The 25,480-nt window shown below is 73.3% G+C and carries 17 protein-coding genes and 1 pseudogene; 13 read left to right on the top strand and 5 right to left on the bottom strand.

Annotated features, from left to right (window positions below):
• The first annotated feature begins 2 nt into the window (after window positions 1-2).
• The 4 genes from IEZ13_RS03435 (at window position 3) to IEZ13_RS03420 (ending at window position 7,818) form a co-directional block, all read left to right on the top strand.
• Window positions 3-2,270: a [protein-PII] uridylyltransferase gene (locus tag IEZ13_RS03435; RefSeq protein ID WP_183216533.1), complete on the top strand. Its 2,268-nt coding sequence runs from the start codon at window positions 3-5 to the stop codon at window positions 2,268-2,270.
• Between the two features lie 66 nt (window positions 2,271-2,336).
• Window positions 2,337-4,799: a glycosyltransferase family A protein gene (locus IEZ13_RS03430; protein WP_183216531.1), complete on the top strand. Its 2,463-nt coding sequence runs from the start codon at window positions 2,337-2,339 to the stop codon at window positions 4,797-4,799.
• On the top strand, window positions 4,796-5,830 hold the full coding sequence (locus tag IEZ13_RS03425; protein ID WP_183216529.1) for an O-methyltransferase: 1,035 nt from the start codon (window positions 4,796-4,798) through the stop codon (window positions 5,828-5,830). Before IEZ13_RS03430 ends, IEZ13_RS03425 begins: the two co-directional genes overlap by 4 nt.
• 2 nt (window positions 5,831-5,832) lie before the next feature.
• Window positions 5,833-7,818: an acyltransferase family protein gene (locus tag IEZ13_RS03420; protein ID WP_183216527.1), complete on the top strand. Its 1,986-nt coding sequence runs from the start codon at window positions 5,833-5,835 to the stop codon at window positions 7,816-7,818.
• Between the two features lie 178 nt (window positions 7,819-7,996).
• On the opposite strand, the gene IEZ13_RS03415 is transcribed toward IEZ13_RS03420, so the two are convergent.
• Window positions 7,997-10,381, bottom strand: a complete 2,385-nt coding sequence (locus IEZ13_RS03415) for a glycosyltransferase family A protein (RefSeq protein WP_183216526.1) — start codon at window positions 10,379-10,381, stop codon at window positions 7,997-7,999.
• 83 nt (window positions 10,382-10,464) lie between these two features.
• Between IEZ13_RS03415 and IEZ13_RS03410 the strand changes: the two genes are divergently transcribed.
• The 5 genes from IEZ13_RS03410 to IEZ13_RS03390 are packed head-to-tail and all read left to right on the top strand — an operon-like array spanning window position 10,465 to window position 16,192.
• Window positions 10,465-12,648 carry a glycosyltransferase gene (locus IEZ13_RS03410; RefSeq protein ID WP_183216524.1) on the top strand — a complete coding sequence of 728 codons (2,184 nt, stop codon included), beginning with the start codon at window positions 10,465-10,467 and terminating at the stop codon, window positions 12,646-12,648.
• Window positions 12,645-13,301 carry a hypothetical protein gene (locus IEZ13_RS03405; protein WP_229794422.1) on the top strand — a complete coding sequence of 219 codons (657 nt, stop codon included), beginning with the start codon at window positions 12,645-12,647 and terminating at the stop codon, window positions 13,299-13,301. Before IEZ13_RS03410 ends, IEZ13_RS03405 begins: the two co-directional genes overlap by 4 nt.
• Window positions 13,298-14,869, top strand: coding sequence for a hypothetical protein (locus IEZ13_RS03400; protein ID WP_183216520.1), 1,572 nt, complete (start codon window positions 13,298-13,300; stop codon window positions 14,867-14,869). Before IEZ13_RS03405 ends, IEZ13_RS03400 begins: the two co-directional genes overlap by 4 nt.
• Window positions 14,866-15,834 carry a glycosyltransferase family 2 protein gene (locus tag IEZ13_RS03395; protein WP_183216518.1) on the top strand — a complete coding sequence of 323 codons (969 nt, stop codon included), beginning with the start codon at window positions 14,866-14,868 and terminating at the stop codon, window positions 15,832-15,834. The genes IEZ13_RS03400 and IEZ13_RS03395 overlap by 4 nt, the downstream gene beginning before the upstream one ends.
• Window positions 15,821-16,192 (top strand): GtrA family protein, encoded by a 372-nt coding sequence (locus tag IEZ13_RS03390; protein ID WP_183216516.1) that lies wholly within the window; start codon window positions 15,821-15,823, stop codon window positions 16,190-16,192. The genes IEZ13_RS03395 and IEZ13_RS03390 overlap by 14 nt, the downstream gene beginning before the upstream one ends.
• Window positions 16,193-16,541: 349 nt before the next feature.
• On the opposite strand, the pseudogene IEZ13_RS03385 reads toward IEZ13_RS03390, so the two are convergent.
• Together IEZ13_RS03385 and IEZ13_RS03380 are read right to left on the bottom strand one after the other, a co-directional pair.
• A pseudogene (locus IEZ13_RS03385) lies at window positions 16,542-17,811 on the bottom strand (nucleotide sugar dehydrogenase).
• Between the two features lie 23 nt (window positions 17,812-17,834).
• Window positions 17,835-19,586, bottom strand: a complete 1,752-nt coding sequence (locus IEZ13_RS03380; protein WP_183216514.1) for a stealth family protein — start codon at window positions 19,584-19,586, stop codon at window positions 17,835-17,837.
• Between the two features lie 238 nt (window positions 19,587-19,824).
• Here IEZ13_RS03380 and IEZ13_RS03375 point away from each other — a divergent pair, with 238 nt between their 5' ends.
• The 4 genes from IEZ13_RS03375 (at window position 19,825) to IEZ13_RS03360 (ending at window position 23,439) form a co-directional block, all read left to right on the top strand.
• Window positions 19,825-20,055 carry a hypothetical protein gene (locus IEZ13_RS03375; protein ID WP_183216512.1) on the top strand — a complete coding sequence of 77 codons (231 nt, stop codon included), beginning with the start codon at window positions 19,825-19,827 and terminating at the stop codon, window positions 20,053-20,055.
• Window positions 20,056-20,117: 62 nt separating this feature from the next.
• A complete protein-coding gene (gene ffh, locus IEZ13_RS03370) occupies window positions 20,118-21,677 on the top strand; it encodes a signal recognition particle protein (protein ID WP_183216510.1) in 1,560 nt (519 codons plus the stop codon).
• A 50-nt stretch (window positions 21,678-21,727) separates the two neighbouring features.
• Window positions 21,728-22,345, top strand: coding sequence for a Uma2 family endonuclease (locus tag IEZ13_RS03365; protein ID WP_183216508.1), 618 nt, complete (start codon window positions 21,728-21,730; stop codon window positions 22,343-22,345).
• 17 nt (window positions 22,346-22,362) lie between these two features.
• Entirely contained in the window at window positions 22,363-23,439 is a 1,077-nt protein-coding gene (locus IEZ13_RS03360; RefSeq protein WP_183216506.1) for an amidohydrolase family protein, read from the top strand.
• On the opposite strand, the gene IEZ13_RS03355 is transcribed toward IEZ13_RS03360, so the two are convergent.
• Window positions 23,440-24,918 (bottom strand): outer membrane protein assembly factor BamB family protein, encoded by a 1,479-nt coding sequence (locus IEZ13_RS03355; RefSeq protein WP_183216504.1) that lies wholly within the window; start codon window positions 24,916-24,918, stop codon window positions 23,440-23,442.
• The gene (locus tag IEZ13_RS03350) at window positions 24,908-25,411 is read right to left on the bottom strand and encodes a SigE family RNA polymerase sigma factor (RefSeq protein WP_183216501.1); all 504 of its coding nucleotides are present in this window, start codon (window positions 25,409-25,411) and stop codon (window positions 24,908-24,910) included. Before IEZ13_RS03350 ends, IEZ13_RS03355 begins: the two co-directional genes overlap by 11 nt.
• Between the last annotated feature and the right edge of the window lie 69 nt (window positions 25,412-25,480).

The following is a 25,480-nucleotide window of genomic DNA, read 5'->3' as shown; positions in this document are numbered from 1 at the left end:
CCATGACGAACCCGTTGAGCGAGCCGCCGGCCCCTCCGGCGCGCCCGGCCGCAGGCGGCTCGCTCGACAAGCTCAAGGAACACATCGGCGCCGCCGCCCGCGACGAGCGGGCGGCGGCGCTCGACGTCTGGCTCAGGCAGCTCTTCCCGTCCCACCTGCCCGGGGTCAGCCTGCTCGCGGTCGGCGGGCTCGGCCGGCGCGACTGCGCGCCGTACAGCGACCTCGACCTGGTGCTGCTGCACCGCGGCGCGGCCGGCATCGACCGGATCGCCTCCGCTCTCTGGTATCCGATCTGGGACGCCCGCCTCGGCCTGGACCACTCGGTACGGACCCTCCCCGAGGCGCTCTCCGTCGCCCACGACGACGTGAAGGTGGCCCTCGGCCTGCTCGACGCCCGGCACGTGGCGGGCGACGCGGCGCTATCCGAGGAACTGATCACGGCCGCCTCGGAGCAGTGGCGGCGGACCGCGGTACGCCTCGTGCCGCAGCTCAAGGAACTCACCACCGCCCGCTGGACCAGCCGCGGCGAGCTGGCCTTCCTGCTCGAGGGCGACCTCAAGGAGGCGTCCGGCGGGCTGCGCGACGTCACCCTGCTGCGCGGCGTCGGCCGGGCCGGGATCGCCGACACCATGCGGCCCGCCGTACGCGCCGCCACGCTGCGCCTGCTCGACACCCGTGACGCCCTGCACCTGGCGGTCGGCCGCCGGGTGGACCGGCTCGTCGCCCAGGAGCGCAAGGCCGTCGCCGACCTGCTCGACATCGAGGACCCGGACACGCTGCTGCGCCGGGTGTCCGGTGACGCCCGGACCGTCGCGCACGCCGTCGACGACGCCTGGCGCGCCATCGACCGGCTGCGCGGCGGCCGCCGCCGGGGTGGCCCGTCCGGCGCCCCGTCCCGCCGCCCGGTCGCCCGGGACGTCGTCGAACAGGACGGTGAGCTGGTCCTCGCCCGGACCGCCATCGGGCCGGTGCCCGACCCCAGCCTGTCGCTGCGGGTGGCCGCCGCGGCCGCCATCGTGCGGCTGCCCATCGCCCGGGCCACCAGCGAGTGGCTCGCCTCGTTCTGCCCGCCGCTGCCCACCCCGTGGCCGCCCGCCGCCCGCGCCGCGCTGGTCTCGCTGCTCGGCTCCGGCCCCGGCCTGCTGCCCACCTGGGAGACCTGCGACCGGTACGGCCTGATCGACGCCTGGCTGCCCGAGTGGGCCCGGATGCGCAGCCTCCCGCAGCACCACCCGATCCACCGGTACACCCTCGACCGGCACCTGGTGCAGACCGCCTACGAGGCGACCGCCTACACCCGCGAGGTGGACCGGCCCGACCTGCTGCTGATCGGCGCGCTGCTGCACGACGTCGGCAAAGGGCTGCCCGGTGACCACAGCATCGTGGGCGCCCCGATCGCCGCCGAGATCGCCACCCGGATCGGCCTGCCGCCGGCCGACGTGGCCACCATCGAGAAGATGGTCCGGCTGCACCTGCTGCTGCCCGACGTGGCCACCCGCCGCGACCTGAGCGACCCGAAGACCATCTCCACGGTCGCCGAGGCGATCGGCGACCCGGCCACCGTCGACCTGTTGCACGCGCTGGCCCGGGCCGACTCGCGGGCCACCGGTCCGGCCGCCTGGTCCGACTGGAAGGGCCGGCTGATGGCCGAGCTGGTCGGCAAGGTGCACACCGCCCTCGACACCGGCGCCCTCCCGGAGCCGCCGGAACCCGACCCGGAACTGCTCGACGGGACGCTGCCGGTGGTGCACCTGGACGGCGACCGGGTCGCGGTGGCCGCCGCCGACCGGCGCGGGCTGCTCGCCGGGGTGGCCGCCTGCCTGGCCATGCACCGGCTCGACGTGGTGGGCGCCAACACCGTCACGGTGGGCGGGCGGGCCATCGTCGAGTTCTACACCCAACCGCGGTACGGGTCGCCGTACGATCCGGTTGCTCTCGCGGCCGATCTGCGCCGGGTCGGCGCCGGCGACGTCTCGGTGACCCAGCGGGTCCGCGCCCGCGCGATGAGCGCGCGCGGCGGCACCGCCTCGCCCCGGGTGGTCTGGCAGCGTGACGTGGCCACCGACGCGGTCGTGCTGGAGCTGCGCGCGGCCGACTCGCCCGGCCTGCTGTACCGGGTGACCCACGCTCTCGACGAGGCCGGCGCGGAGATCCGGGCCGCCCGCATCTCCACGCTCGGCACCGACGTGGTGGACGCGTTCTACCTGGTCGGCACGTGGTCCCCGGCGGACCGGGACCGGGTGGCCGCGGCCGTCCTGGCAGCGGTTTAGCGTCACCCGGGCCGTCACCCCGGCGTTGATCCGAGCGGATCATCACCGGGTACGGACGGAGAGCCGATGGCTGACGCGCAGCCGGTCGCATTGCTGGACGATCATGTGGCCCTGGCGGGCGCCGGGGCGGAGGTTTCGCTGCCGAACTCGGCGATGCGCACCCGATCGGTGGCGGCCCGCCGGGTCCTGGCCCGCGCGGCCGGAGTCACCCTCGAGGAGGCGCTGGAGGCGGCCCGGGCGGGCGACGCGCGCCGGCTGCGGCGCCGGGCCGACCCGGCACGTCTCGCCGGGCTGGCGCAGACCATCGCCCTCCAGGAGGAGCTGCCCGGTGACCGGGACGACGCGCTGGCCCTGTACGGGCTGCTGCGGTCCGCCCTCCCGCCCGAGCACCAGGCCCTGCACGCCCAGCTGACCTACGCCTGGCAGGGGCCGGAGAAGGCCCGGGAGCTGCTCGGGGCGTACCGGCGGATCCCGGCCCCGGCCCGGGAGGCGCTGGAGATCGACCTGGCCAACCCGTACGCCGGTGGAACGGTCCCGGAGGAGGTCTGGCTGGCCCGGTTCGGCCGGCTCTTCCCGGACCCGCCGCCGGTGCTGACGGCCGCCCCCGAGCGGACCCCGTTCGACCGGCTCGCCGGATCGGCCGGGCAGCCCGCGGAGACCGGTGGCGAGCGGGTCACGGTCGTGGTGACCTCCTACCGGCCCGGGCCGGGCCTGCTCACCGCGGTCCGGTCGATCGCCGCCCAGTCCTGGCCGGACCTGGAGATCATCGTGGTGGACGACGCGTCGCCGCCGGAGCACGACGCCATCCTGGCCGCCGCCGAGGACCTGGACCCCCGGGTGCGGCTGGTCCGGCTGCCGGAGAACGGGGGCACCTACGCGGCCCGCAACGCCGGGCTGGAGGTGGCCCGCGGCGACTTCGTCACCTTCCAGGACTCCGACGACTGGTCGCATCCGCGCCGGATCGAGCTGCAACTGCGGCCGCTGCTCGACGACCCGGCCGTGGTGGCCTCCACCTCGGAGGGGCTCAGTGTCACCGACCAGCTGGTGATGACCCGCCCGGGGATCCGGCGCGGCCGGGTCAACGTGTCGTCGCTGCTGTTCCGCCGGGAGCCGGTGATCGGGCGGATCGGCTGGTTCGACGAGGTGCGCAAGGCCGCCGACTCGGAGTTCCTGGAGCGGATCCAGACGGTCTTCGGCAAGCGGGCGGTCCGGCGGGTCAGCCGTACGCTGGCCCTGATCCGGCTCTCCGAGGGCTCCCTGTCGCGGGCCGAGATCCGGGCCTACTGGATGCACCCGGCGCGGACCGCGTACATGTCGGCGTACCGGTGCTGGCACGCCTCGGCCGGTCCGCTGCACCGGGCCCGGTCCGGCGCCGACCGCCCGTTCGTGGCGCCGGCCCATCTCAGCGGCGGCACGGCGGCCCGCCGGTACGACGTCGTGGTCGCCGCCGACTGGCGGTTCCTGGCCGGGGCCCAGCGGTCCGCGCTCGCCGAGATCGCCGCCCTGCGCGAGGCCGGCCGAACGGTCGCGATCCTGCACCTGGAGGCGCTGCGCTCGGTGCACCGGCAGCGTCGCGGCCTCAGCCCCGGGGTGCAGCGCCTGATCAACGCCGGCCGGCTGGACCAGGTGCTGGAGACCGATCCGGTCGAGGCCGAGATGGTGCTGGTCCGACAGCCGGAGGTGCTCCAGTTCGCGCCGGAGGACGGCTGCCGGATCCGGCCCGGCCGGGTGCTCGTGGTGGCCGACCGGGCGCCGGCCCGCCGGGACGGCGCCGACCGCCGGTACACCGTGGACGCGGCCGGCGCGGCGGCCGCCCGGCTCTTCGGCGCCGACCCCCTCTGGTGCCCGCAGGACCGGGGCGTACGCGCGCTGCTGGACGGCGTGGAGCTGACCGCCTTCGACCTGCCGGCCGTGGTCGAGCCGCACGATGTGGCCCGCCCGCTGCCCGACCCGCACGGCCCGGCCGTGATCGGCACCGACCTGTGCGACGTCGCCGAGTGGCCCGCCGACCTGGCCGCGGCGCTGGACGTGCCGCGCCGGTGCGCCGGGGCCGACGTCCGGCTCCGGCTGCCGGAGAGCCCGCTGCGACCGTCCGGCGTGCCCGCGTCGTGGCTGGTCTACGAGGCGGCCGACCTGGACTCCCGGACCTTCGCCGCGCAGCTCGACTTCTACTTGCACTTCCCTCCGGACGAGGCGGTCGAGCTGGTGTCCCGGCCGGCCCTGGAGGCGGCCGCCACCGGCTGCGTGGTGCTGGTGCCGCCGCGTCTCACGGCCGCGTTCGGGGACGCCGCGGTGCCCTGCGCCCCGGCCGACGTGCCGGCCCTGGTGCGCCGCTACCAGTCCGATCCGGACGGCTACACCGCGCTGAGCCGGCGGGCCCGGACGGCCGTCGAACGCGACCATCGCCCCGGGCTTCTGGCCGAGCGGCTCGGCGCTCTGCTCCCGAGTGCACCGGCCGAGGGCGTAACGAGGCCCCGATCCGCCCCGTTACCCCGGGGGAAGTGCACCCAGGAGGAGTTGTCAGCATGAGCACCCTGAGCCGAACACGTCGCCGGCTGCCGCGTTTGACCAGCCCGCAGGTCGCGGTGCCGGTGTCCGCCGGTGTCCTTTGCGCCGGGGCCGTGGCCACCGCGGTCACCGGGTACGACCAGATCGCAGTCGCCCTGCTCGCGCTGCTCGGCGGCGTGATCGTGGCCGGCCTGCTGCTGGTGTACCGGCGTCTTGCCAAGGTGCAGAAGGCCGGCGTCGCCGCCCAGCGGGATCTGCGGACCACGGTCGAGGAGATGCAGCGCCGCCTGATCGCCGCCGTGGAGCGGGAACGGCTCACCGCCGGCGACCGGCACCTGGAGCTGGCCGAGGCGGTCGCCCGGGTCCGGCAGCTCACCGAGCGCAAGGCCGGCTCCGCCCAGGTGCTCTCGCTGCCCCGCGAGTTCGAGGCGACCGTCCAGCTGTTCCAGGGCTTCACCCCGCGGGCGCCGATGCCGTCGTCCGGTGACTTCGCGCTCAACCCCACCGGCCTGCTGGAGCTGCTCCACCTGATCCGGACCCGCAAACCGCGCCTGGTCCTGGAGCTGGGCAGCGGCACCTCGTCGGTGTGGATCGCCTACGTGCTGGAGAAGTCCGGTGGCAAGCTCGTCTCGCTGGACCACGAGCCGGGGTACGCGAACCGGACCCGGCAGGCACTGACCGCCCACGGGCTCACCAAGGTCGCCACGGTGCGCGACGCACCGCTCGCCCCGGTCAACATCGAGGGCCGCGACTACCCCTGGTACGACCCGGAGGCGCTGGCCGACCTGCACGACATCGACTTCGTGCTGATCGACGGCCCGCCCGCGGCGGTCGGCGCGGATGCCCGCTACCCGGCCCTGCACATGATCGAGAAGCGGCTCGCCGACCGAGCCACCGTGGTCTTCGACGACGCCGGGCGACCCGACGAGCAGGCCGCGCTGGCCGCCTGGACAGAGCGGTACGACGGGCTGACCCGGGAGGGTGAGCTGCTCGGCCGGCACGCGGTGCTGGCGTTCGCCCGGCCGCCGGCGATGGCCGCCACCCGCGGCTGAGCATGACCGTCACGCTGCCCGGGCGCCGGAACCGTCCGGCGCCCGCCGCGGCGCACCCGGCGTACCGGGGCGACATCGAGGGGCTGCGCGCCGTCGCGGTGCTGCTCGTCGTCCTGGCCCACGTGGGCGTGCCCGGGGTGGCCGGCGGGTTCCTCGGCGTCGACGTCTTCTTCGTCGTCTCCGGGTTCCTGATCACCACGCTGCTGCGCCGGGAGATCGCGTCGACCGGGCGGGTCGATCTGGTGCGGTTCTACGCGCGCCGGGCCGTCCGGCTGCTGCCGGTGGCCACCCTGGTGATCCTGGTGAGCCTGGCCGGCGCCTGGCTCTGGGCGCCGCCCACCCGGTTCGCCTCGTTCGCGCACGACGCGCTGGCCGCCGCCACCTACACGATGAACCTGCGTCTCGCCGGCGCCGAGACCGACTACTTCGGGGACCCGGCGCCGTCGCCGTTCCAGCACTTCTGGTCACTGGCCGTGGAGGAGCAGTTCTACCTGGCCTGGCCGCTGATCCTCCTGCTGGCCCGGGGCCGGTGGGCGCTGGGCGTGCTGACCGCTGGCACGGTCGCCTCGTTCGCCTGGAGCATTCAAGAAACCGGATATTTCGGTACGGAGGGGAGAGCCTGGGAACTCGGCGCCGGCGCGATCCTCAGCTACCTGGCGATCCGGCGGGAACTGCCGTGGCTGGGCTGGACCGGGCTCGCGGCCGTCCTGCTCGGGGCGGTCACCGCCGACGAGGGCCACACCTTCCCCGGGCTCGCGGTCGCCGGCACGGCCGCCGTCATCGCCGCGAACGGCAACCGACTGCTGGAGACGGCGCCGATGCGCTGGCTCGGCCGGATGTCCTACGGCTGGTACCTCTGGCACTGGCCGTTGCTGCTGCTGATCGCGCCCGCCGGCCTCGCCGCCCGGACCGCCGCCGCCACCGTCGCACTGGGACTCGCCGTCGCGAGCCACCACCTGCTGGAGAACCCGGTGCGCCACCACCGCCTGTGGACCGTACGCCCCCGACACGGCCTGTTCCTCGGGCTCGGCCTGTCCGCCGCGGCCGCCGCGATCGCCGGTGCCGGCATGATCCACCCGCCGGCCGTCCCCGCCAAGGGAACCGCCGCCGACGCACGGCGGGCCGTCGCCGCGGCCGGGAACCCGGCGATCACCCTGAACCGGCTGCTCCTCGCCGGGCAGACCGCCACCGACCTGCCGCGCAACCTGAACCCCACGCTGGCGGGCGCGGCCCGGCAGCGGCTCGCCCCGCAACTCGACGGCTGCCACGTCGGGCTGTCCGGACCGTTCCGGCCGAAGAGCGACTGCGCCTACGGCGACCGAGCCTCGAACCGGGTGGTGGTGCTGTTCGGCGACTCGCACGCCCTCCAGTGGTTCCCCACCATGGAGGCGCTCGCCCGGCGGCACGGCTGGCGGCTCTACAACTTCACCCGCAGCTCGTGCAGCCCGGCCGAGATCGCCCTCGACGAGCGCCGGGCCCAGGCTCGCTACCTGGAGTGCGACGACTGGCGGCGGGAGGTGCTGACCCGGATCGCGCGACTGCGGCCCGGGCTCGTGGTGGTCTCGTCCAGCGTCAACTACCGGCAGGTGCTGGCCGACCCGTCGGCCGCACCGGACGCCGTCTGGCAGACCGGCTGGGTACGCACCCTGGCCGCCCTGAAACGCGCCTCCCGGAACGTGACGATGCTGGTCGACACGCCGTTCCTCACGGTGGTGCCGGCCGACTGCCTGAGCACCCGGTCGACGTTGGTCTCCAGTTGCGCCGCCCCGCGCCGGGACGTGCTGCCCGAGCCGCGGTGGCGGGAGATCCAGCGCGCCACGGCGGTGGCCGCCCGGATCCCGGTGGTCGACCCGGTGCCGTGGCTGTGCGCCGCGAAGTGCCCGCTCGTGGTCGGGGACACCCTGGTCTACCGGGACAGCAATCACCTGACGGAGGCGTACGCCAAGGTCGTCGCTCCGTTGATGGAGCCACACCTGCCGCGGGTGTGAGATGGGGCGTGCCCCCGCCCGTGGGGTGACGGACGGGGGCACGCGCGCGGTGCGGGGGCACCGCGCGGGCCGGGAAGGGGGTTCCGGCCCTGCCCCCTTCTCATCGGCGGCCGCCGCGCGGGCTCGATCCTTCCGTCGGGTGCCTTCCCGTCACCACCCGGTTGCGGTGGACGGCCCGTCACCCCTTGAGGAGGGCGGTGACCGCGTCCCCGTAGCGGGCGTGGGCGTGATGGGACTCGGCGAAGGCCAGGCCCAGCTCGCTCTGGGCGAGCAGGGCGGCCCGGTCGCCGTGCAGGCGGGTGATCACGCCCGGGACGTCCTCGGCGGTGGTGTAGACAGCCGCCGGGCCGAAGTCGGGGCTGAACCGGTGCGGCAGGACCGGTACGCAGCCGGCCGCCATGGCGGTCAGCACCTCGGGGCAGCCCGGGTCGGCCGGGTCGTCGTCCGGCGGCAGGTGCAGGTAGAAGTCCAGTTGGTGGAGGAATCCGCGGGTGTCCAGGTCGGCCGGGTGGTAGACCAGCCAGCCGCGGGGCGGTTTCTGGGCCGGGCGGTTGAGGTCCAGCATCCGGACGTCGACCTGCGGGGACCGGGGCAGGATGCCGCGCAGCCGCTGCCATTCCGCCGGGCCGCCCGCGCAGATCCGGCCGATCACCGGGCGGTCGGCGCGCGGGCCGGGCCGGTGCAGCTGCCAGCGGCGCAGGTCGACGGTGCCGGGCACATCGGCGGCGGTGAGCCGGGCGCCGAACGGGCCGGCGGTCAGGCAGGCGCGGGACGACGGTCCGGTGGGCGCCCACAGCGGCTCGACGCCGAACAGCCGGCGGGCCTCGGCGGCGCAGTGGGCGGCGGCCGGAGCCCACGCCGGGTCGGACTCGATGACCACCAGGTCGCCGCGGACCATGGACGGGGTGCCGGGCGCGAACCCGAGCCCGGCCGGGCCGTGCACCAGGATCAACCGGGCGTGCACCTCGTCGGAGAGCACCACCTGGTCCACCTCTCCGGCGTTGATCATCTGTTGCAGGCCGGGATCGATCCGGGCCGGGCGGCCCGCGACGCCGGTCAGCTCGTCGAGGTGCAGCACGGCGACCGCGCGGCCGGGCCGCAGCGCCGCCCGTACCCGCTCGGCGACCGGCCAGGCCAGGTCGCCGCGGATCCGCCAGTCACCGGCCAGGATCACGTCGAAGGTGGACCGCCGGTCCGCCGCGTCCCCGGCCAGACCGCGGGGCACGGCGAACGGCCGGTGCTCCGGCGCGCTCGGCCGGACCGCCGGTTCCTGCCCGGCGGCGACCCGGGTGTGCCAGGCCTGGAAAGCGGAGAGGTAGGCGTGCCGCGCCGGGATCATCCAGCCCGGCCCGATGTCGGTGCCGGACAGTGACCCGGCGCCGAGCCGGATCAGGGCCAGCGGCTCGGCGTCCAGGTGCCGTACGGCGGGGCGGCCGAAGACGGCACGGGCGCGTTCCACGTACTCGGCGTCGGCGCCCTTGCGTACCGGATCGAGGTAGCCGAGCCGGTCCAGGGCGGCCTCCCGGCGGATCATCAGCGACGACAGGTTGTACGACCGGAACTCGGCGAACCCCGGCCGGGTCACCACCAGGTCCTCGGTCACCCGGATGGCCGCCGAGGTGGTCGCCACCGGCCCGTCCGCGGCGAGCAGCGGGGTGACCTGGCGCTCCAGCCGCAGCGGGTGGGACCAGTCGTCGGAGTCCTGGAAGGTGACGAACTCGCCGCTCGCGTGGTCGAGGCCGATGTTGCGGGCCCGGTAGGTGCCGCCGTTGACGGGCATCCGGATGATCCGCACCCGTGGGTCCAGCTGCGCCGCCCGGGCCAGCACCGCCCCGTACGCGTCCCCGGACCCGTCGTCGACGACCAGGATCTCGTGATTGGTCCAGCTCTGCGCCACCAGGGACCGGACCGCCGTGATCAGTTCCGGTCCCGGCCGGTACGTCGTGACTATCGTGGTGATCCGGTGCGCCGAGCCGGTGCGGGTCACCGTCCCGGACCGGATCCGGTCGAAGGAGGTCGCCGCCACGCCGTCCAGCGACAGCCCCGGGGCGGGCAGCAGCCCGGCGAACCGGCCCGGCCACTCCTCCTTGGTGGCCAGGTCGACGACCAGCGCCTCACGGACCGGCGCGGGCACGTCCGGATAGTCGGCGAGCAGCTTGGCGACGCGGACCGGGTCGCCGGCCGCGAACGCGATCTGGGCGTGCAGCCCCTGATGGAGCGGCGCCACCCCGGCCGGCCCGAAGGTCCGCAGCAGCGAGTCGAACAGGGCCAGCCCGTCGGACCGGTCGCCGGGGTACAGATCCTGGCACGCCACCACCCGGGCCAGCTCGCCGAGCGTCCACGGGTCGGCGTCCTGGAACAGCCGTCCCTCCCGCGCGGCGGCGACCAGCTCGTCGGCGGAGCGGCGGGCGGTGGCGTACGCCAGTAGTGTCCGGGCCGCCGCCGACCGTGTGTGCAGGGCGGCGGTGGCGGGCCCGGTGGCCGCCACCGCGGTCAGTTGCCGCCAAGAGCGTTCCAGCAGTTCCCTGCCGTACGCGTCCGGTGTCGTGTGCTGCCTGCGCAAGGACCCCCCTCAACTGTCGGCAGGATCAACGCACCGGGGCGGGGGAGCGTGACGCCGGGCGTGGACGGTTCGTTGATCCGACCATGACCGCGACCGTCCACGACGTGGCGATCCTCTCGGATTTCCGGTACCCGGGTGGCACCTCGGCCAGCATCGCCGCCGAGATCCGCGCCCAGGCCCGGGCCGGGCTCACCACGGTGCTGGTGCACGTGAGGTCGCCGCACCTCAAACAGAACCGGCCGTTCCATCCGCTGCTCACCGAGCTGATCAAGGATGGTTCGGCGTACCTGGCGGCCGAGGGTGAGGAGGTCACCGCACGGCTGCTGGTGGTCCGGCAACCCCGGATCTTCACCGAGGACCTGAAAACCGTGCCGCCGATCCGGGCCGGGCGCGCCGTGATGGTGCTCAACCAGGCGCCCGGCGACGCCGGCGACCCGGCCCGCTACTACGACTTCGCGGCCGTCCGGCAACGGGTCCAGGGATACTTCGGAGCCGGCATCGAGTGGGCGCCGATCAGCCCTCAGGTGCGCGCCGAGGTGCTCCGGGCCGACCCGGGCGCGACCCTCACCGGCGCCGACTGGCACGAGATCATCGACGGGTCCGAGTGGTGGACCGACCGGCCCGGCCCGGTCAGCGCGGTTCCGGTGATCGGCCGGCACGGACGGCCCGACCCGGTGAAGTGGCCGCGGACCGTGCCGGAGCTGCTCCAGGCCTACCCGGACACACCCGGCATGCGGGTCCGCATCCTCGGCGGCGGCGAACTGGCCGTGGAGAAGCTCGGCCGTACCCCGGCGAACTGGGAGATCATCGAGTTCGGCACGAGAGAGCCGGCCGAGTTCCTGCGCGGGATCGACTTCTTCGTCTACTTCCACGACCCTGACCTGATCGAGGCGTTCGGGCGGACCATCATGGAGGCGATGGCGGCCGGCGTACCGGTGGTCATCGGTGAGCATTTCCGGCCACTGTTCGGCGACGCGGCGCTCTACACCACCCCCGAGGGCGTGGTCCCGCTGGTCCGGGCCCTGTACGCCGACCCAGGCCGCTACCGTGCCGTGGCGCTGCGGGCCCGCGAGTTCGTCGAGGCCCGGTTCGGCTACCCGTCCCACGTGGCCCGGCTGGCCGACCGCGGCGTACGCCCGGGCGCCCCGTCGCCCCCGGCGCTGGCCCCGCCGCCGCCCCCGCCACCCGGTGCGGTGCTGCTGGTCAGTGACAACGGGGTCGGTCTCGGCCACCTGTCCCGGCTGATGGCGATCGGCCGGCGGCTGCCCGGCGACACCCCGGTGGTGGTCGCCACCCAGTCGCACGGCGCCCTGGTGGCACACAAGGAGGGGTTCCTCACCGAGTACATCCCGTCCCGTTCGGTGCTCGGCCTGGCCCGTTCCGGCTGGGCCGAACTGCTGCGCAGCCGCCTCGAGTACCTGATCGAGCTGCACCGCCCGGCCGTCGTGGCGGTGGACAGCGTGCCGCACGACGGCATCGTCGCGGCGGCCCGGGCCCATCGCGGGATCACCTGGGTGTGGGTGCGCCGCCCGATGTGGCGGCGCGACACCGGCGCCGAGTGGATCGAGCGGCGGGACGCCTTCGACCACGTCCTGGAGCCGGGCGAGTTCGCGGCCGCCGCCGACGAGGGCCCGACCGTCGAGGACCGGGCCGGGGTGCGGCTGGTCGGCCCGATCACCTACCTCGACCCGGACGAGCTGGCCGAGCCGGAGGACGCCCGGGAGGCCCTCGGCATCGAACCGGGCCGGCCGGCCGCCCTGCTCCAGCTCGGCGCCGGCAACATCAACGACATCGTGTCGCCGGTCGCCCGGATCGCCCGGCACCTGCGCGACGCCGGTTTCCAGCTGGTGCTGGCCGAGTCGGCGATCGCCACCGAGCCGATGCCTCCGGTGGAGGGGGCACAACTCGTGAAGCTCTACCCGATGAGCCGGTATCTGCGCGGATTCGACCTGGTGGTGAGCGCCTCGGGTTACAACTCGTTCCATGAGCTGATCGCCTTCGGCATCCCGTCCGTCTTCCTGCCCAACCGGGAGACCGCCCTGGACGATCAGGTGAGCCGGGCCCGGTTCGCGGCGGCCGCGGGCGCCGCGCTGATCATCGAGGACCCGGACGGCCCGGACCTGGACCGGGTGCTGGCCCGGGCGGTACGCGCCGACGTCCGGGAGGCGCTGAGCCGCCGGTGCGCCGAGGTGGCCCCGCTCAACGGCGCCGCCGACGCCGCCGGATGGCTGGCGGCCTTCATCGACCGACCGGAGGATGCACGGTGACCGACAGCGGCGAGGAGATGCAGGCGCTCGTGGTCCGGCTGCGTACCGTCGAGCAGGAGCGGGACGCCTGGCGGACCCGCTGCGCCGGCCTGGCCGGGGAACGCGACTCCGAACGCGAGCAGGCCCGGCGGCTGCGCGGCAGCGGCTCCTACCGGCTGGGCCGCACCCTGGTCTCCTTCGCCCGGGAGCCGTTGCAGGGCCCGCCGCGGCTGATCCGGCGGCTGGTCGGCCGGATCCGCCGCCGCCCGGACGCGCCGGCCCGCCGCACCCGTACGGCCAAACGCCCCCTGCCGGCCCGCCTGTACGTGGCGATGGGCCTGGACCTGCCGGCGCTGCGGGAGCTCGTCCAGACCCTGCGGCGGCGGCTGACCGTCGAACCCGACCACCGCGCCGTGGTGCTCACCGACAACCCGGAGTTCTCGCTGCTGCGCAAGGCCGGCCTGATCCTGGAGTACCTGCCGGACCGGTGGACCTGGGAGCGGCACCGGCCGGACCGGGCCTGGGACGAGGTGCTCGCCGGCCGCCTGTCCCGCCTGTACGCCGAACACGCCGCCACCCACGTGGTCTTCGTCGATCCGGAACGGCCCCCGGCGCTGACCGACCTGCTGGACGACACAACCCCGTCGGCGCCGGGCTCGTTGCAGCAGACATGACGGCCCAAACCACCGTGATTCCGGCGCTGGCCGCCGTGGCGCCGCCGGCCCCTCCGCCACCCCCGACCCGCCTCTGGGGACACGTGGCCCGGCGCTGCGTGCTGGCGCCGATCGTGGTGCTGGCCCCGCTGCTGGCGGTCGCGCCGTCCCGGGACCATCGGTTCAACGTCTACTGGCACGGCGGCATGTTCCGCGGCGACCCGGGCGCGATCGTGTCGCACACCATCGCGAGCGGGGACGTCTACCTGCGGCTCGGCAACTTCCGGCCGCTCGGGCGGATGCTGGAGAAGTCGCTCGACCTGCTCGCCTTCACCGGCACGCAGCAGCTCGGCCTGCCGGTCAACGTGACGCTGCGGGCCGTCTCGATCGGCGCGGCCGTTCTGCTGACCCTGGCCGTGGTGCTGTTCGCGGAGAGCGTGCTGACCCGGGGGCGGCTGTTCGGCGGAACCCCCTCGCGGGTGGCGCTGCTGCTGCCGTACGCCGTCGCCGCCGGATTCGTGGCGGCCGGCCAGGACAGCACCACGATCCTGTTCGGCGGCCTCTACCTGACCACCGCGGCGCTCGTCCTCACGGTCGCCGCGACGGCCTGCCGGCTGGACCGGCTGCGCTGGTGGAACGGGGTGCTCGCGGTGACCGCCGGGGCCGCTCTCGCGGTGTTCAACGAGCCCGCCTACTTCGCCGTGCCGCTGGCCACCGCCGCCGTGCTGATCCGCGGCCGGTTCGTGCTCGGGCTGACCGGGCGGGAACTGCTCACCTCGGCCGGGGTGCGGTTCGCCGGCCTGCTGTGGGCCGGGTTCCTGCCGGCCTTCGCGACGGTCCGCTGGATCATCCGCGGGTTCTGCGCCCAGGGCGGCTGCTACCAGGGGTCGGACCTGATCGTGGACGGGCGGTCGGTGCTGCTGCTGCCGGTCCGGATGGTGGCCTGGCTGCCGCCGCTGCAATGGCGGGCGGCCACCGCCGCGACGCCCGGGGACTGGCTGCGCGGGGTGGTGCCGGTGGTGGCGCTGCTGCTGCTCGGGGCGCTCGCCGCGCGTACCCTCACGCTCCTGCCGAAGTCGAGTGTCCCGGCCGCGCGCCCGCTCCTGGGTCTCGCCGCGCTCGGCGTGGTGGTCCTGGCCTGTGGCGCGCTGCTGGCCACGCTGAGCGTCGCGGTGCGCAGCGCGATGAGCGGCCGGGAGCTGTGGGAGCAGGGCTGGCGGGACTCGGCGCTGACCGTCCCCGGCGGGATGCTGCTGGTGGTGGCGCTGGTGCTGCTCGCCGGGCGTCGGATGACCATGAGTGCGCTGGCCGCCCTGGTGCTGCTGGGCGCGGTCTCGGCCACCGCCAACCGGGCGTACGCCGACACCGTCTCGGTCCAGCGTGCCGCCCAGCTCGACAACCGGATCGCCGCGGCGATGGGCTCGTTCGACCGAAGCCGGGCCGGTGACGCCCGGCGCTGTGCGCTGCTCGACGAGGCGATCGCCACCAACCAGGGCAAACCGTTCCTGCAACGGCGTTACCGGGACTCGCTGGACGTGGCGGCCCGCTCCCTGGCCGGCGTCCCGTTCTGCGAGCGGGAAGCTGGATGAGCCCGTTGATCTCGGTGATCGCGCCGATCTTCAACGAGGGCGCCGGCGTCGACCGGTTCGTGGCCCGGCTCGCCGACGTGCTCGGCGACGCCGCGCTCGACTACGAACTGGTCCTGGTCGACGACGGCTCGTCCGACGACTCGTGGTCCCGGATCGCCCACTGCGCGCTGGTCGACCCGCGGGTCCGCGGGCTGCGGCTGTCCCGCAACTTCGGCAAGGAGGCGGCGCTGCTGGCCGGCCTCGAACACGCCGCCGGCGACGCGGTCGTGGTGATCGACTCGGACCTCCAGCATCCGCCGTCTGCCATCCCGGCGATGGTCCGCCGCTGGCAGGACGGCGCGCACGTGGTCGAGGCGGTGAAACGCAACCGGGCCGGACAGGGCCTCGGCAACCGGCTCGGGTCGCGGCTCTTCAACCGCGCCTTCACCCGGCTCACCCAGGTCGACCTGGTCGACGCCACCGACTTCCGGCTGCTCGGCCGCCCGGCCGTGGAGGCGCTGCGGCGGATGCCCGAGCACTCCACGTTCTTCCGCGGCACCAGCAGCTGGATCGGCTTCACCCGGGCCACCGTCGAGGTGGACATCGACCACCGGGAGGGCGGGGCGTCCCGGTGGACCCTGCGCGGCCTGTTCCGGCTCGCCGTCAACGGGCTGACCTCGTTCACCTCGGCCCCGCTGCACATGGTCACCCTGGCCGGGCTGGCGTTCGCGGTGTTCGCCGTGGTCCTCGGCGTGCAGACGCTGGTCCGGTGGATCAGCGGCGGCTCGGTCGCCGGTTTCACCACGGTCATCCTGCTGCTGCTGGTGACCGGGACGTTCGTGCTGATCGGCCTCGGCGTGATCGGCGAGTACCTGGCCCGCATCCACGACGAGGTCCGCGCCCGGCCCCGCTACCTGGTCCAGGAGCGCGCCGGGGCGCCGGACAGCGCCGAACGCCGGGTGGTCGAGCAGCGTGCCGAACGTTGACCGGCTGTTCCGCTACGGCGTGAGCGGCGGGATGAGCGCGCTCACCCACTTCACGGTGGGCCTGGCCGGAATCGGTCTCGGGCTGTCCCCGGTGCCCGCCTCGACGGCCGGTTTCGCGGCCAGCGTCGCCGTGTCCTACCTGCTGCAACGGACCTGGGTCTTCCGGTCCGGCACCGCGCACACGAGCACCGCGCCGCGGTTCCTCGCGGTCACAGCGGCCGCCCTCGCCCTGAACACGACGGTCCTGTGGATCGGCGCCGACCTCCTGGGCGCCCCCTACCCGATGATCCAGGCCGTCGCCCTGCTCCTCATCCCGGTGGTCAATTACCTGCTCAACTCACGCTGGACCTTCGCCTGAAGACCCTTTTCCGGTACGCGGTGGAACGCCCCCAACCGCAGCCACCCCGTCCCGTAGCGCACCGCGAGCTCCGTGCGTGGCTCAGACCGTGCCGCGCCCGCCGGGCTTGAGCGGGTGGTCCCTTTCGGCCACGGCCGCCGCGCCGGTCCGGCCAGCGTGCGTGCCCGGCCACCGATCTCCGCCCGGCGGTGCCTCGCGGGCGGGACCACTCGCGGAGTTCGCGGTGCGCCACGGGACGGGATGGTTGCGGTCGGGGACCGTCCACCCCGTACCGGAAAGGGTCTTGAAAAACGGACGGCCCGGCGCCGGAGCAGAGGGAGCGGCCCGGCGCCGGATCGGAAGGGCCGGATTACAACCGATGGGCCTCGCGGGTCGTGGTCACGCCTCGGGTGTCGAAGAAGCGTTTTTGCGGTGCGGGCCAGTTCGTCCGGGTCGTATTCGCGGTGGTTCTGGACCAGGATCACCAGGTCGGCCGCGGCGGTCGCGCCGGTCAGGTCGTCGGTGCGGGAGACCGGAACCCCGTCCAGGTCCCAGGTCGTCACGTGCGGATCGTGGTAGGCGACCGTCGCGCCGAGCGCGGCCAGCTGGCGGGCCAGCGGGGCGGCCGGCGACTCCCGCTGATCGGCGATGTCGGCCTTGTAGGTGATGCCGAGCAGCAGCACGGTCGCCCCGCGGACCGCCTGGCCGTCGGCGTTGAGCAGGTTCTGGGCGCGCCGGGCCACATAGGCCGGCATGGTCGTGTTGATCTCCTGGGCCAGCTCCACGAACCGGAACGGGTAGCCGAGCTTGCTGCGCACGTTGTGCGAGAGGTAGTTCGGGTCGATCGGGATGCAGTGCCCGCCCACGCCCGGCCCCGGATAGAACGCCTGGAACCCGAACGGCTTCGTGGCCGCCGCGCGGATCACGTCCCACAGGTCGATGTCCAGCTCGTGGCAGAACCGCGCCATCTCGTTGACCAGCGCGATGTTGACGTGCCGGTAGGTGTTCTCCAGCAGCTTGGCGGTCTCCGCCTCCCGGGTCGACCGGGTCCGTACCACGGTCTCCACGAACCGGCCGTAGAACGCCTCGGCCCGGTCGGTGCACTTCGGCGTGTACCCGCCGACCACCTTCGGCGTGTTGTGAGCCCCGTAGACCGCGTTGCCCGGGTCGATCCGCTCCGGCGAGAACGCCAGGTGGAAGTCGATGCCCGCGGTCAGCCCGGACAGTTGCTCCAGCCGGGGGCGCACCTCGTCGTCGGTGGTCCCGGGATAGGTGGTGGACTCGAGCACCACGAGCATGCCGGGCCGCAGGTTGCGGCCGATCGCCGAGGTGGCACCGAGGACCGCCCGCAGGTCCGGCCCGTCGCCTTCGGCGAGCGGCGTGGGCACGCAGATCACCGCGGTCCGGGCCTGTCCGATCAGGGTCTCGTCGGTGGTCGGCTGGAAGCCGCCGGCCAGCATCTTCTCCACGTCCGTGCCGCTCAGGTCGTCCACGTGGGAGCGGCCCTCGGCCAGGCTCAGGACGACGCTCTCGTCGACGTCGACGTCGAAGCCGAGCACCGACATGCCGGCCCGGATCGCCTGCTGCGCCAGCGGCAGCCCGACGTACCCGAGTCCGAGGATGACGACGTCGTAACTCAAGGATGTCTCCTTCAAACGTTTGGTCAGGCGACGGGCGGCAGCGCCACATCGGGCGGGACCGGCCGGTCGGTGTTCGGCCGCCGCGGCGCCGCGATCGCCCGGAGGACCCGGTGCTGCGTTTCGAACGGCGAGACGAACGGCAGGTAGGCGGGAAGGAACTCGGCGACCAGCGCCTCCTGGTCGGCGACCGCGGCGCTGTGCACGTCCACGTCGTTGAGGCAGAACGCGTCGACGTCCCGGGAGCGCAGCAGCCGGGCGAGCCGCAGCGGCGTGGCCGGCTGGGCCAGATCGGTGTAGAGGTAGCGGATCCGGCCCGGCGCGGCCCGGCCGGTCAGGTACGCGTAGTACTGCTGGAGCGAGGAGAGCAGCGAGATGTCGTCCGGATGCCGGAACTGGTGCCCGGCCGTGGCCCGTACATGCTCGGCGAACCGGTCCTCGATCTCCTCGATGACGCTGCGCCGCGACGGGTGCGGGGTGTGCATCATCTTGCGGGTCAGCATCCGGCCGAAGGTCTCCTGGATGAGCCGCCGGTTGTTCTTGGCGGCCGAGTCGGCGGGCCGGTCGGCGGGACCGCGCGGCGCGGTGTCCACCCGGGCCGCCGACGCGAAGAACTTGGCCAGCCCGCCCGGGGTGAAGAACAGTTCCGGGCCGACCGGACGGCCCAGGATCACGTCGTCGTTGAGGTAGAGGAAGTGCTCGGCCAGCTCCGGGATCCGGTGCAGCCGCGACTCGATGGCCTGCGAGTTGAAGGTCGGCAGGGTCCCGGTGTCGCCGAAGATCTCCCGGTGGCTCACCAGGGTGAGCCGCGGGTGCGCCCGGTCCAGCCAGGACGGCGTCTGATCGTCGGTGACCAGGAAGACCCGGCGTACCCAGGGGGCGAAGCAGTGCAGGGCGCGCAGGGAGTAGCGCAGCTCGTCGCGGCTGACGTACCGGGAGTCGTTGGCGGCCTGCGCGCTGACGTCGCCGATCCACGGGTTCCGCTCCAGGGCCCGGGCCTTGCGCTGCTGCCACTCCGGGTCGCCGCCGTCCACCCAGGTGTAGACCACGTCGATCGGGAAGTCGATGCGGTCCGGGTCGACCGTGGTGAACACCCGCCGGGTCCGGTACTCCGTGGTGTCGTCCCGCGCCGCGAACGACCCGAAGACCGGTTCGGCGGCGGTCGTCTCCGGCTCGTCCGCCGGGATGTCGTCGGCCACCGGATTGCGCCGCGGCGAGATCAGCCGGTCCTTCGTCACCCGCCAGAACTCGACCTCGCAGCCCAGTTCGGGGCCGAGCACCAGACTGCCGCCGGGGTCGGTGACCGGCCAGGACACCGACACCACCTCGGCCTCACGCCGTCCGCGCCGGCCGGCCGGGAAGACCGTCCGCAGGGTGCCGTGATCCCCGGTGACGAGCTCGGCGAGCAGGCGCAGGGTCCGGTCCCGGTCGGTGCGGCGGACCGCCACCGAGGTCCGGACCGCGGCCCGGACCGGCACCCGGAACCAGTCGATCCCGGCCCGGTCCAGCGCCTGGACGACCCGGTCCAGGTTGCGGCGGCGGACGTCGGCCGGTGCGGCGGCCGGGTCGACGCGGGCGGTCAGCCAGCCGGCCGGGGTACGGACCCGCAGCGCGGTGACGTCGGCGGGGCGCCGGCCGGGTCCCAGCGGCATCAGGGTCCGGGCGATCCGGAGGCGCCGTTCGGGGGCGACGCGGGGCAGGACACGTGTCTCGACCGTCTCGAAGATCCGCCGTCGAACCGACCAGGGGGTCAGCCGCAGGATCTGTCGCAGGGCCACGCCTTAGTCCTTTCGCCGCACGTTCGACGAGATAACGCCAGGGCCGAGACGGAAGTTGCGGTCTATATCAGGAGTTGCACCTGTTATCTGGGGTATACACCGGTTCGTCCTGGTATCAAGGGGAAACGCGGAAGCCCCACCCTTAGGGGAACGGATCGGGGTCTCGGCCGATGCGGGCGGTTGCGCGGACAGGCCATGGTGGAAAGCGGCGACGACGCGACGACGGCGGGAGGCCGCGATGGGCAAGGCAATCGGATATCTGGTGGCACTGATCGCCGGAGTGGTCGTGGTGGGCTGGGTGGCCAGCGCGATCCTCGGCCCGGTGCTCTTCTACCTGATCGTGGGCGCTCTCGTGCTCGGCGGCGGCGCTCTCCTCTACGCGAAGGTGAAGAAGGGCCTGGCCCCCGGCACCCGGACGCAGCGGCGAATCGAGGCGGCCGCGCGGACGTACCGGATGCGGAACCGGTGACCTCGCGAGGGTCCGGCTAGGCTTGCGGTCTCCAGCAGTTACGACCAACGGGAAGTCGCATCGTGTTTGACACCTTGAGTGACCGCCTCTCCGGGATCTTCGGCAAGCTCCGCGGCAAGGGCCGGCTCACCGATGCCGACATCGATGCCACCGCCCGCGAGATCCGTCTCGCGCTGCTGGAGGCGGATGTCGCGCTCCCGGTGGTCAAGGCGTTCATCGCCAACCTGAAGGAGCGGGCGCGCGGCGCCGAGGTCTCCCAGGCCCTCAACCCGGCACAGCAGATCATCAAGATCGTCAACGAGGAGCTCATCCAGATCCTCGGCGGCGAGAGCCGGCGGCTGCAGTTCGCCAAGCAGCCGCCGACCGTGATCATGCTGGCCGGTCTCCAGGGCTCCGGTAAGACCACGCTGGCGGGCAAGCTGTCCCGCTGGCTGAAGGGCCAGGGCCACCAGCCGCTGCTGGTCGCCTGTGACCTCCAGCGCCCCAACGCGGTCAACCAGCTCCAGGTGCTCGCCCAGCGGGCCGGGGTGGACGTCTACGCCCCGCAGCCGGGCAACGGCGTCGGCGACCCGGTGCAGGTCGCACGTGACTCGATCGAGCACGCCAAGCGGACCGCCAAGGACATCGTCATCGTCGACACCGCCGGCCGCCTCGGCATCGACGCCGAGATGATGCAGCAGGCCGCCGACATCCGCGCCGCGGTCGACCCGGACGAGGTCATCTTCGTCATCGACGCGATGGTCGGCCAGGACGCCGTGCGCACCGCCGAGGCGTTCCGCGACGGCGTCGGCATCACCGGTGTGGTCCTCTCCAAGCTCGACGGTGACGCCCGCGGTGGCGCCGCGCTCTCCGTCCGGCACGTCACCGGCCAGCCCATCCTGTTCGCCTCCACCGGTGAGAAGCTGGAGGACTTCGACGTCTTCCACCCCGACCGGATGGCCGGGCGGATCCTCGACATGGGCGACCTGCTGACCCTCATCGAGCAGGCCGAGCAGGCCTTCGACGAGGATCAGAAGGAGAAGATGGCCAGCAAGCTGCTCGGTGGCGAGCAGTTCACGCTGGAGGACTTCCTGGACCAGCTGATCGCGGTCCGCAAGATGGGCCCGATCGCCAACATCCTCGGCATGATGCCCGGGATGGGCCAGCTCAAGGGCCAGCTCGACGAGCTCGACGACAGCCACTTCGACCGGGTCACCGCGATCATCCGCTCGATGACGCCCGGCGAGCGCAGCAACCCGAAGATCATCAACGGTTCCCGCCGGCTGCGTATCGCGAACGGCTCCGGCGTCACCGTGATGGACGTCAACCAGCTTCTGAACCGCTTCACCGAGGCGCAGAAGATGATGAAGCAGATGACCGGGATGATGGGCCTGCCCGGCGCCCGGCGCAGCGCCACGAAGAGCTCGAAGAACAAGCGCAAGGGCACCAAGGGCGGCAACCGGCCCCGCGTCGGTGGGCGGCCGGGCGGCATGCCTGCCGGATTCCCGGGTGGGATGCCGCAGCTGCCGCCGGGCCTCGACCCGGGCGCGCTCGGTGGTGGGCAGGGGATGCCGCCGGGCTTCAAGCTGCCGAAGCTCGACTTCAACAAGCTGAGCAAGCCCCCGAAGGATGACAATCGCTGATCTAGTCACCCGTCAGGCTGTATTGCGCTAGATGTCAAGGAGCAAGTAGCATGGGCGGCGATCCACGTGAGGAGGAGCTCGTGACCGCTGCCCTTCAGTTACCTGACAAGCAGGACTGGACCGTCGACGACCTGGCCAGCCTTCCGCCGGATCTCAACTATGAGTTGATCGACGGAAGGCTGATCTTGCCGTCCCCCACCGGCCTGCATCAGATCCTTGGAAACAAGATCGCAACCGCTCTGGAGCAGGGTTGTCCTGAGGGCTACAGCGTCGTGACCGACTACTCGATGGAGGTCGATCGCCGCAATGAGCCTCGGCCGGATGTCGTGGTGGTGCACGACAGTGTCATCCTGAGGACTCCCGCACCCATCGACCGGGCGATCCTCGCTGTCGAGATCATTTCGCCCAGTTCGCACTGGCGTGACATGCATGCCAAGGCGCGTGTCTACGCCATGGCCGGCATCGGCACCTACCTGGTCGTCGACCCGGTCACCTTCGATCACGGCGTGGTGCTGACCGAGTCTCGGATCAGCGACAGAGGCGACTACGAGATCGTCACCAGCACCAGCGAGGTCTTCGAGACCGAGAAGCCTTTCCCGGTCAAGATCAATCTCGCGGCGTTCACGGCGCTGCGTGATAGATACCTCGCTGCACAGGACGATGCTTGATCCGGTAGGACTTACCCATGGCGTTTCATGTGCGTGGGACGGTTCTGCCGGACGGTGAGGTCCGGGATCTGTGGCTGGTCGGCGACAGGGTCACCTTCGAGCCGGTGGCCGATGCCGAGACGATCAGCGACGGCGGGTTCGTCGTGCCGGGGCTCGTCGACGCGCACTGCCATCTCGGGATCGCCTACGGGGCCAAGCCGATCGAGAGCGTCGGCCAGGCCCGGGAGCTGGCCCATCAGGATCGTGACGCGGGAGTGCTGGCGATCCGGGACGCGGGCTCGCCGTACCCGTACCCCGAATTGGACGACGAACCGGGCGTGCCCCGCCTCGCCCGCGCCGGGCGGCACGTGGCCGCGCCCCGCCGCTATCTGCGCGACATCGGCGTCGAGGTGGCCGGTGAGCAGGTCGCCGCCGCCGTCGCCGAGCAGGCGAAGGCCGGCACCGGCTGGGTGAAGCTGGTCGGCGACTGGATCGACCGCTCGGTGGGAGATCTCGCCCCGAGCTGGGACGCCGCGACCATGACCGCCGCCGTCGAGGCCGCGCACGCCGCGGGCGCCCGCGCCGCCGTCCACACCTTCTCCGAGGAGGGGGTGGAGACCATGGTCAGGGCCGGGGTCGACTCGGTGGAGCACGGCACCGGGCTCACGCTGGACCTGATCGACGAGATGGCCCGGCGGGGGACCGCGCTGGTGCCCACGATGATCAACATCCGGACCTTCGGGAGCATCGCCGACAACGCGCGCGGCAAGTTCGACGGTTACGCCGACCACATGATCGCGCTGCGCGACCGGTTCCCGTCGGTGGTGCTGGCCGCGCACGAGGCCGGCGTCCCGATCTACGTGGGCACCGACGCGGGCGGCGGCATCCGGCACGGGCTGGCCGCCGAGGAGATGCTCTACCTGCACGAGGCCGGCATCCCGGCGGTCGACGTGCTGGCCGCCGCCTCCTGGCGGGCACGCGAGTGGCTGGGCTTTCCCGGCCTGGTCGAGGGCGGTCTCGCCGACCTGGTGGTCTACGACGCCGACCCGCGCGCCGACCTGCGCGTGGTGCGGGCCCCGCGCCGGATCGTGCTGCGCGGGGCCGTCATCAGGTGATCAGCGGGTGAAGCGCCAGATCCGCAGCTCCCGCCCGGCCGGGCAGGTCAGCACCGTCTCGTCCCAGTCGCACCGCCCGGAGACCTCCGGGAGCACGCCCAGCCTGCTCTTCTTGTAGTCGATGGTGGAGACGCCGCGGGCGGTGTACTGACGATCGCCCGCGTCCTGGGTGAGGGTGAGCACGTTGCCGTCGTCGATGAAGCCCCCGAACCCGTTGTCGGAGTACATCGCCTGGCCGTTCGGGTCGTAGAGGGCCGTGCCGCCCCCGCCGCCGAAGCTCATCAGGAGACGGCTGGTCCGCAGCGCGGCGATCCCGTCGCCCGGCACCGCCCCGGTGGTCCGGAGCACCGTCCCGGTGGTGGCGTCGATCATGACGGTGCGGGCCTCCCGCTCCTCGCGGGACTCGAAGACGCAGAGCCGCTGGCGCCCGCACGGGACGAAGTCCTCCCACCGCCAGGGGGCCTGGGAGCGGTGCAGGATCCGATCCGGGGTGCCGATCTGTAGGCCCTGCTCGGTGTATTCGGTGAGGTAGACGGTCCCCTCGTAGGCGGTGACCGATTCGACGCCGGTCGGGTCCGCGCCGTTCGAGTAGACGTCCATGGCGCCGATCCGGCCCTGGACGGTCGACTGGATCTGGCCGGTGCGGATGTTTCGGATCACCACCTTCCCCTTGCGGGTGACCTGGACCAGGCGGTCGTCGGTGTACGGGAATGCCTTCTCGGTGGACGGATCGAACAGCCCGTTGTTGCCACTGCCGTATTGGTGCGCGTCCGCCTCGGTCACCATCCCGTCCATCAGCAGCGGACGGTCGGCACCGGCCGGCGCCGACCACAGCCTGCGCCCGGTGACCAGGTCGTACGCCTCGGTCACCCCGGTGGTGTGCACCAGCCGGACCAGGACCTTCTCGTGCAGTACGAGCCGGTCGTGGTCGGTGTGCCGCAACTCCCAGCGCTTCGCCCCGGTGGCCGGGTCGTGGAAGTACAGGATCCGGTCCTGCGGCCCGTCGCTCGGCAGGTTCAGCTCGCGGAGCAGCATCACCGCCTCGGCGGTGGCCGCCACCCCGCGGTAGTAGGTGTCCGAGCTGGAGATCCGCCACAGCGTCGCGCCGGTGGAGGAATCCACGGCAACGGTCTCGTGGCCGCCGTCACCGACCGTGGAGAAGCCGATCACCCGGTTCCCGGAGATCCGGGCGTTGTTCCACATCCGGCCCTCGGCGAGCCGCAGCGGCTCGCCGACCGGCGACAGGCCGCGGACCCGGGACGGGGTGGTGGCCGGGAGGATCGGCTCGGCGTGCCGGTCGCGGGTGACGGCCACGCCGGCGCCGGTGAGCACCAGCAGCACCGCGATGCCGGCCAGCACGGCGCGGTTGCGGGCGCGGCGCTGCCGGCCGCGCTGCCGGGCCCCGTCGGCGCCGGTCAGGGGGAGCGTGTCGGCCTGCCGGCCCAGGGCGGTGAACAGGTCGTCCAGGTCAGCGGGCACGGCGGGCTCCTTCCGTGGTGACGGTGGCGCGGGTGTCGTCCAGGGCGGCCGCCAGCGCGGCACGGCCCCGGGACAGCCAGGATTTGACGGTGTTCTGTGAGGCGCCCGACTCGGCGGCGATCTCGGCGATCGACCGGTCCAGCAGGTAGTGCAGGGCCAGGGCACGCCGCTGCTTGTCCGGTAGTTCGCGCATCGCCCGGACCAGCAGGACCACGTCCTCCGACGGCGGGTTGACCGGCGGCAGCGGTGGTTCGGCGGCGGCCCGTGCGCGGCGGACCCCGAGCCGGCGCCACCGGTCCGCGGACAGCCGGTTCACCACGAGCCGCAGCCAGGCCTCGGGGTCGTCGTACCCGGACACCTTGCGCCAGCGCTGCCACGCCCGCGCGTACGCCTCCTGCACCAGATCCTGAGCCTCGCCCGGATCGCCGGTGAGCCCGTACGCGTATCGCAACAGCCGCCGGGACGTGTCCCGGTAGAAGCCATCGAAGTCCATCCGTCACCCCGTCTTTCTCCGATGAGGGACACGGGATGCCCACCCCGGCGGTTGCGGTTCAGGCGGGAC

Origin of the sequence: Actinoplanes campanulatus (genome assembly GCF_014647795.1) — a bacterium.
Classification (GTDB): Bacteria; Actinomycetota; Actinomycetes; order Mycobacteriales; family Micromonosporaceae; genus Actinoplanes; species Actinoplanes campanulatus.
Note: the sequence above shows the minus strand (reverse complement) of the source record. Positions and strands in the feature narration are given on the sequence as shown.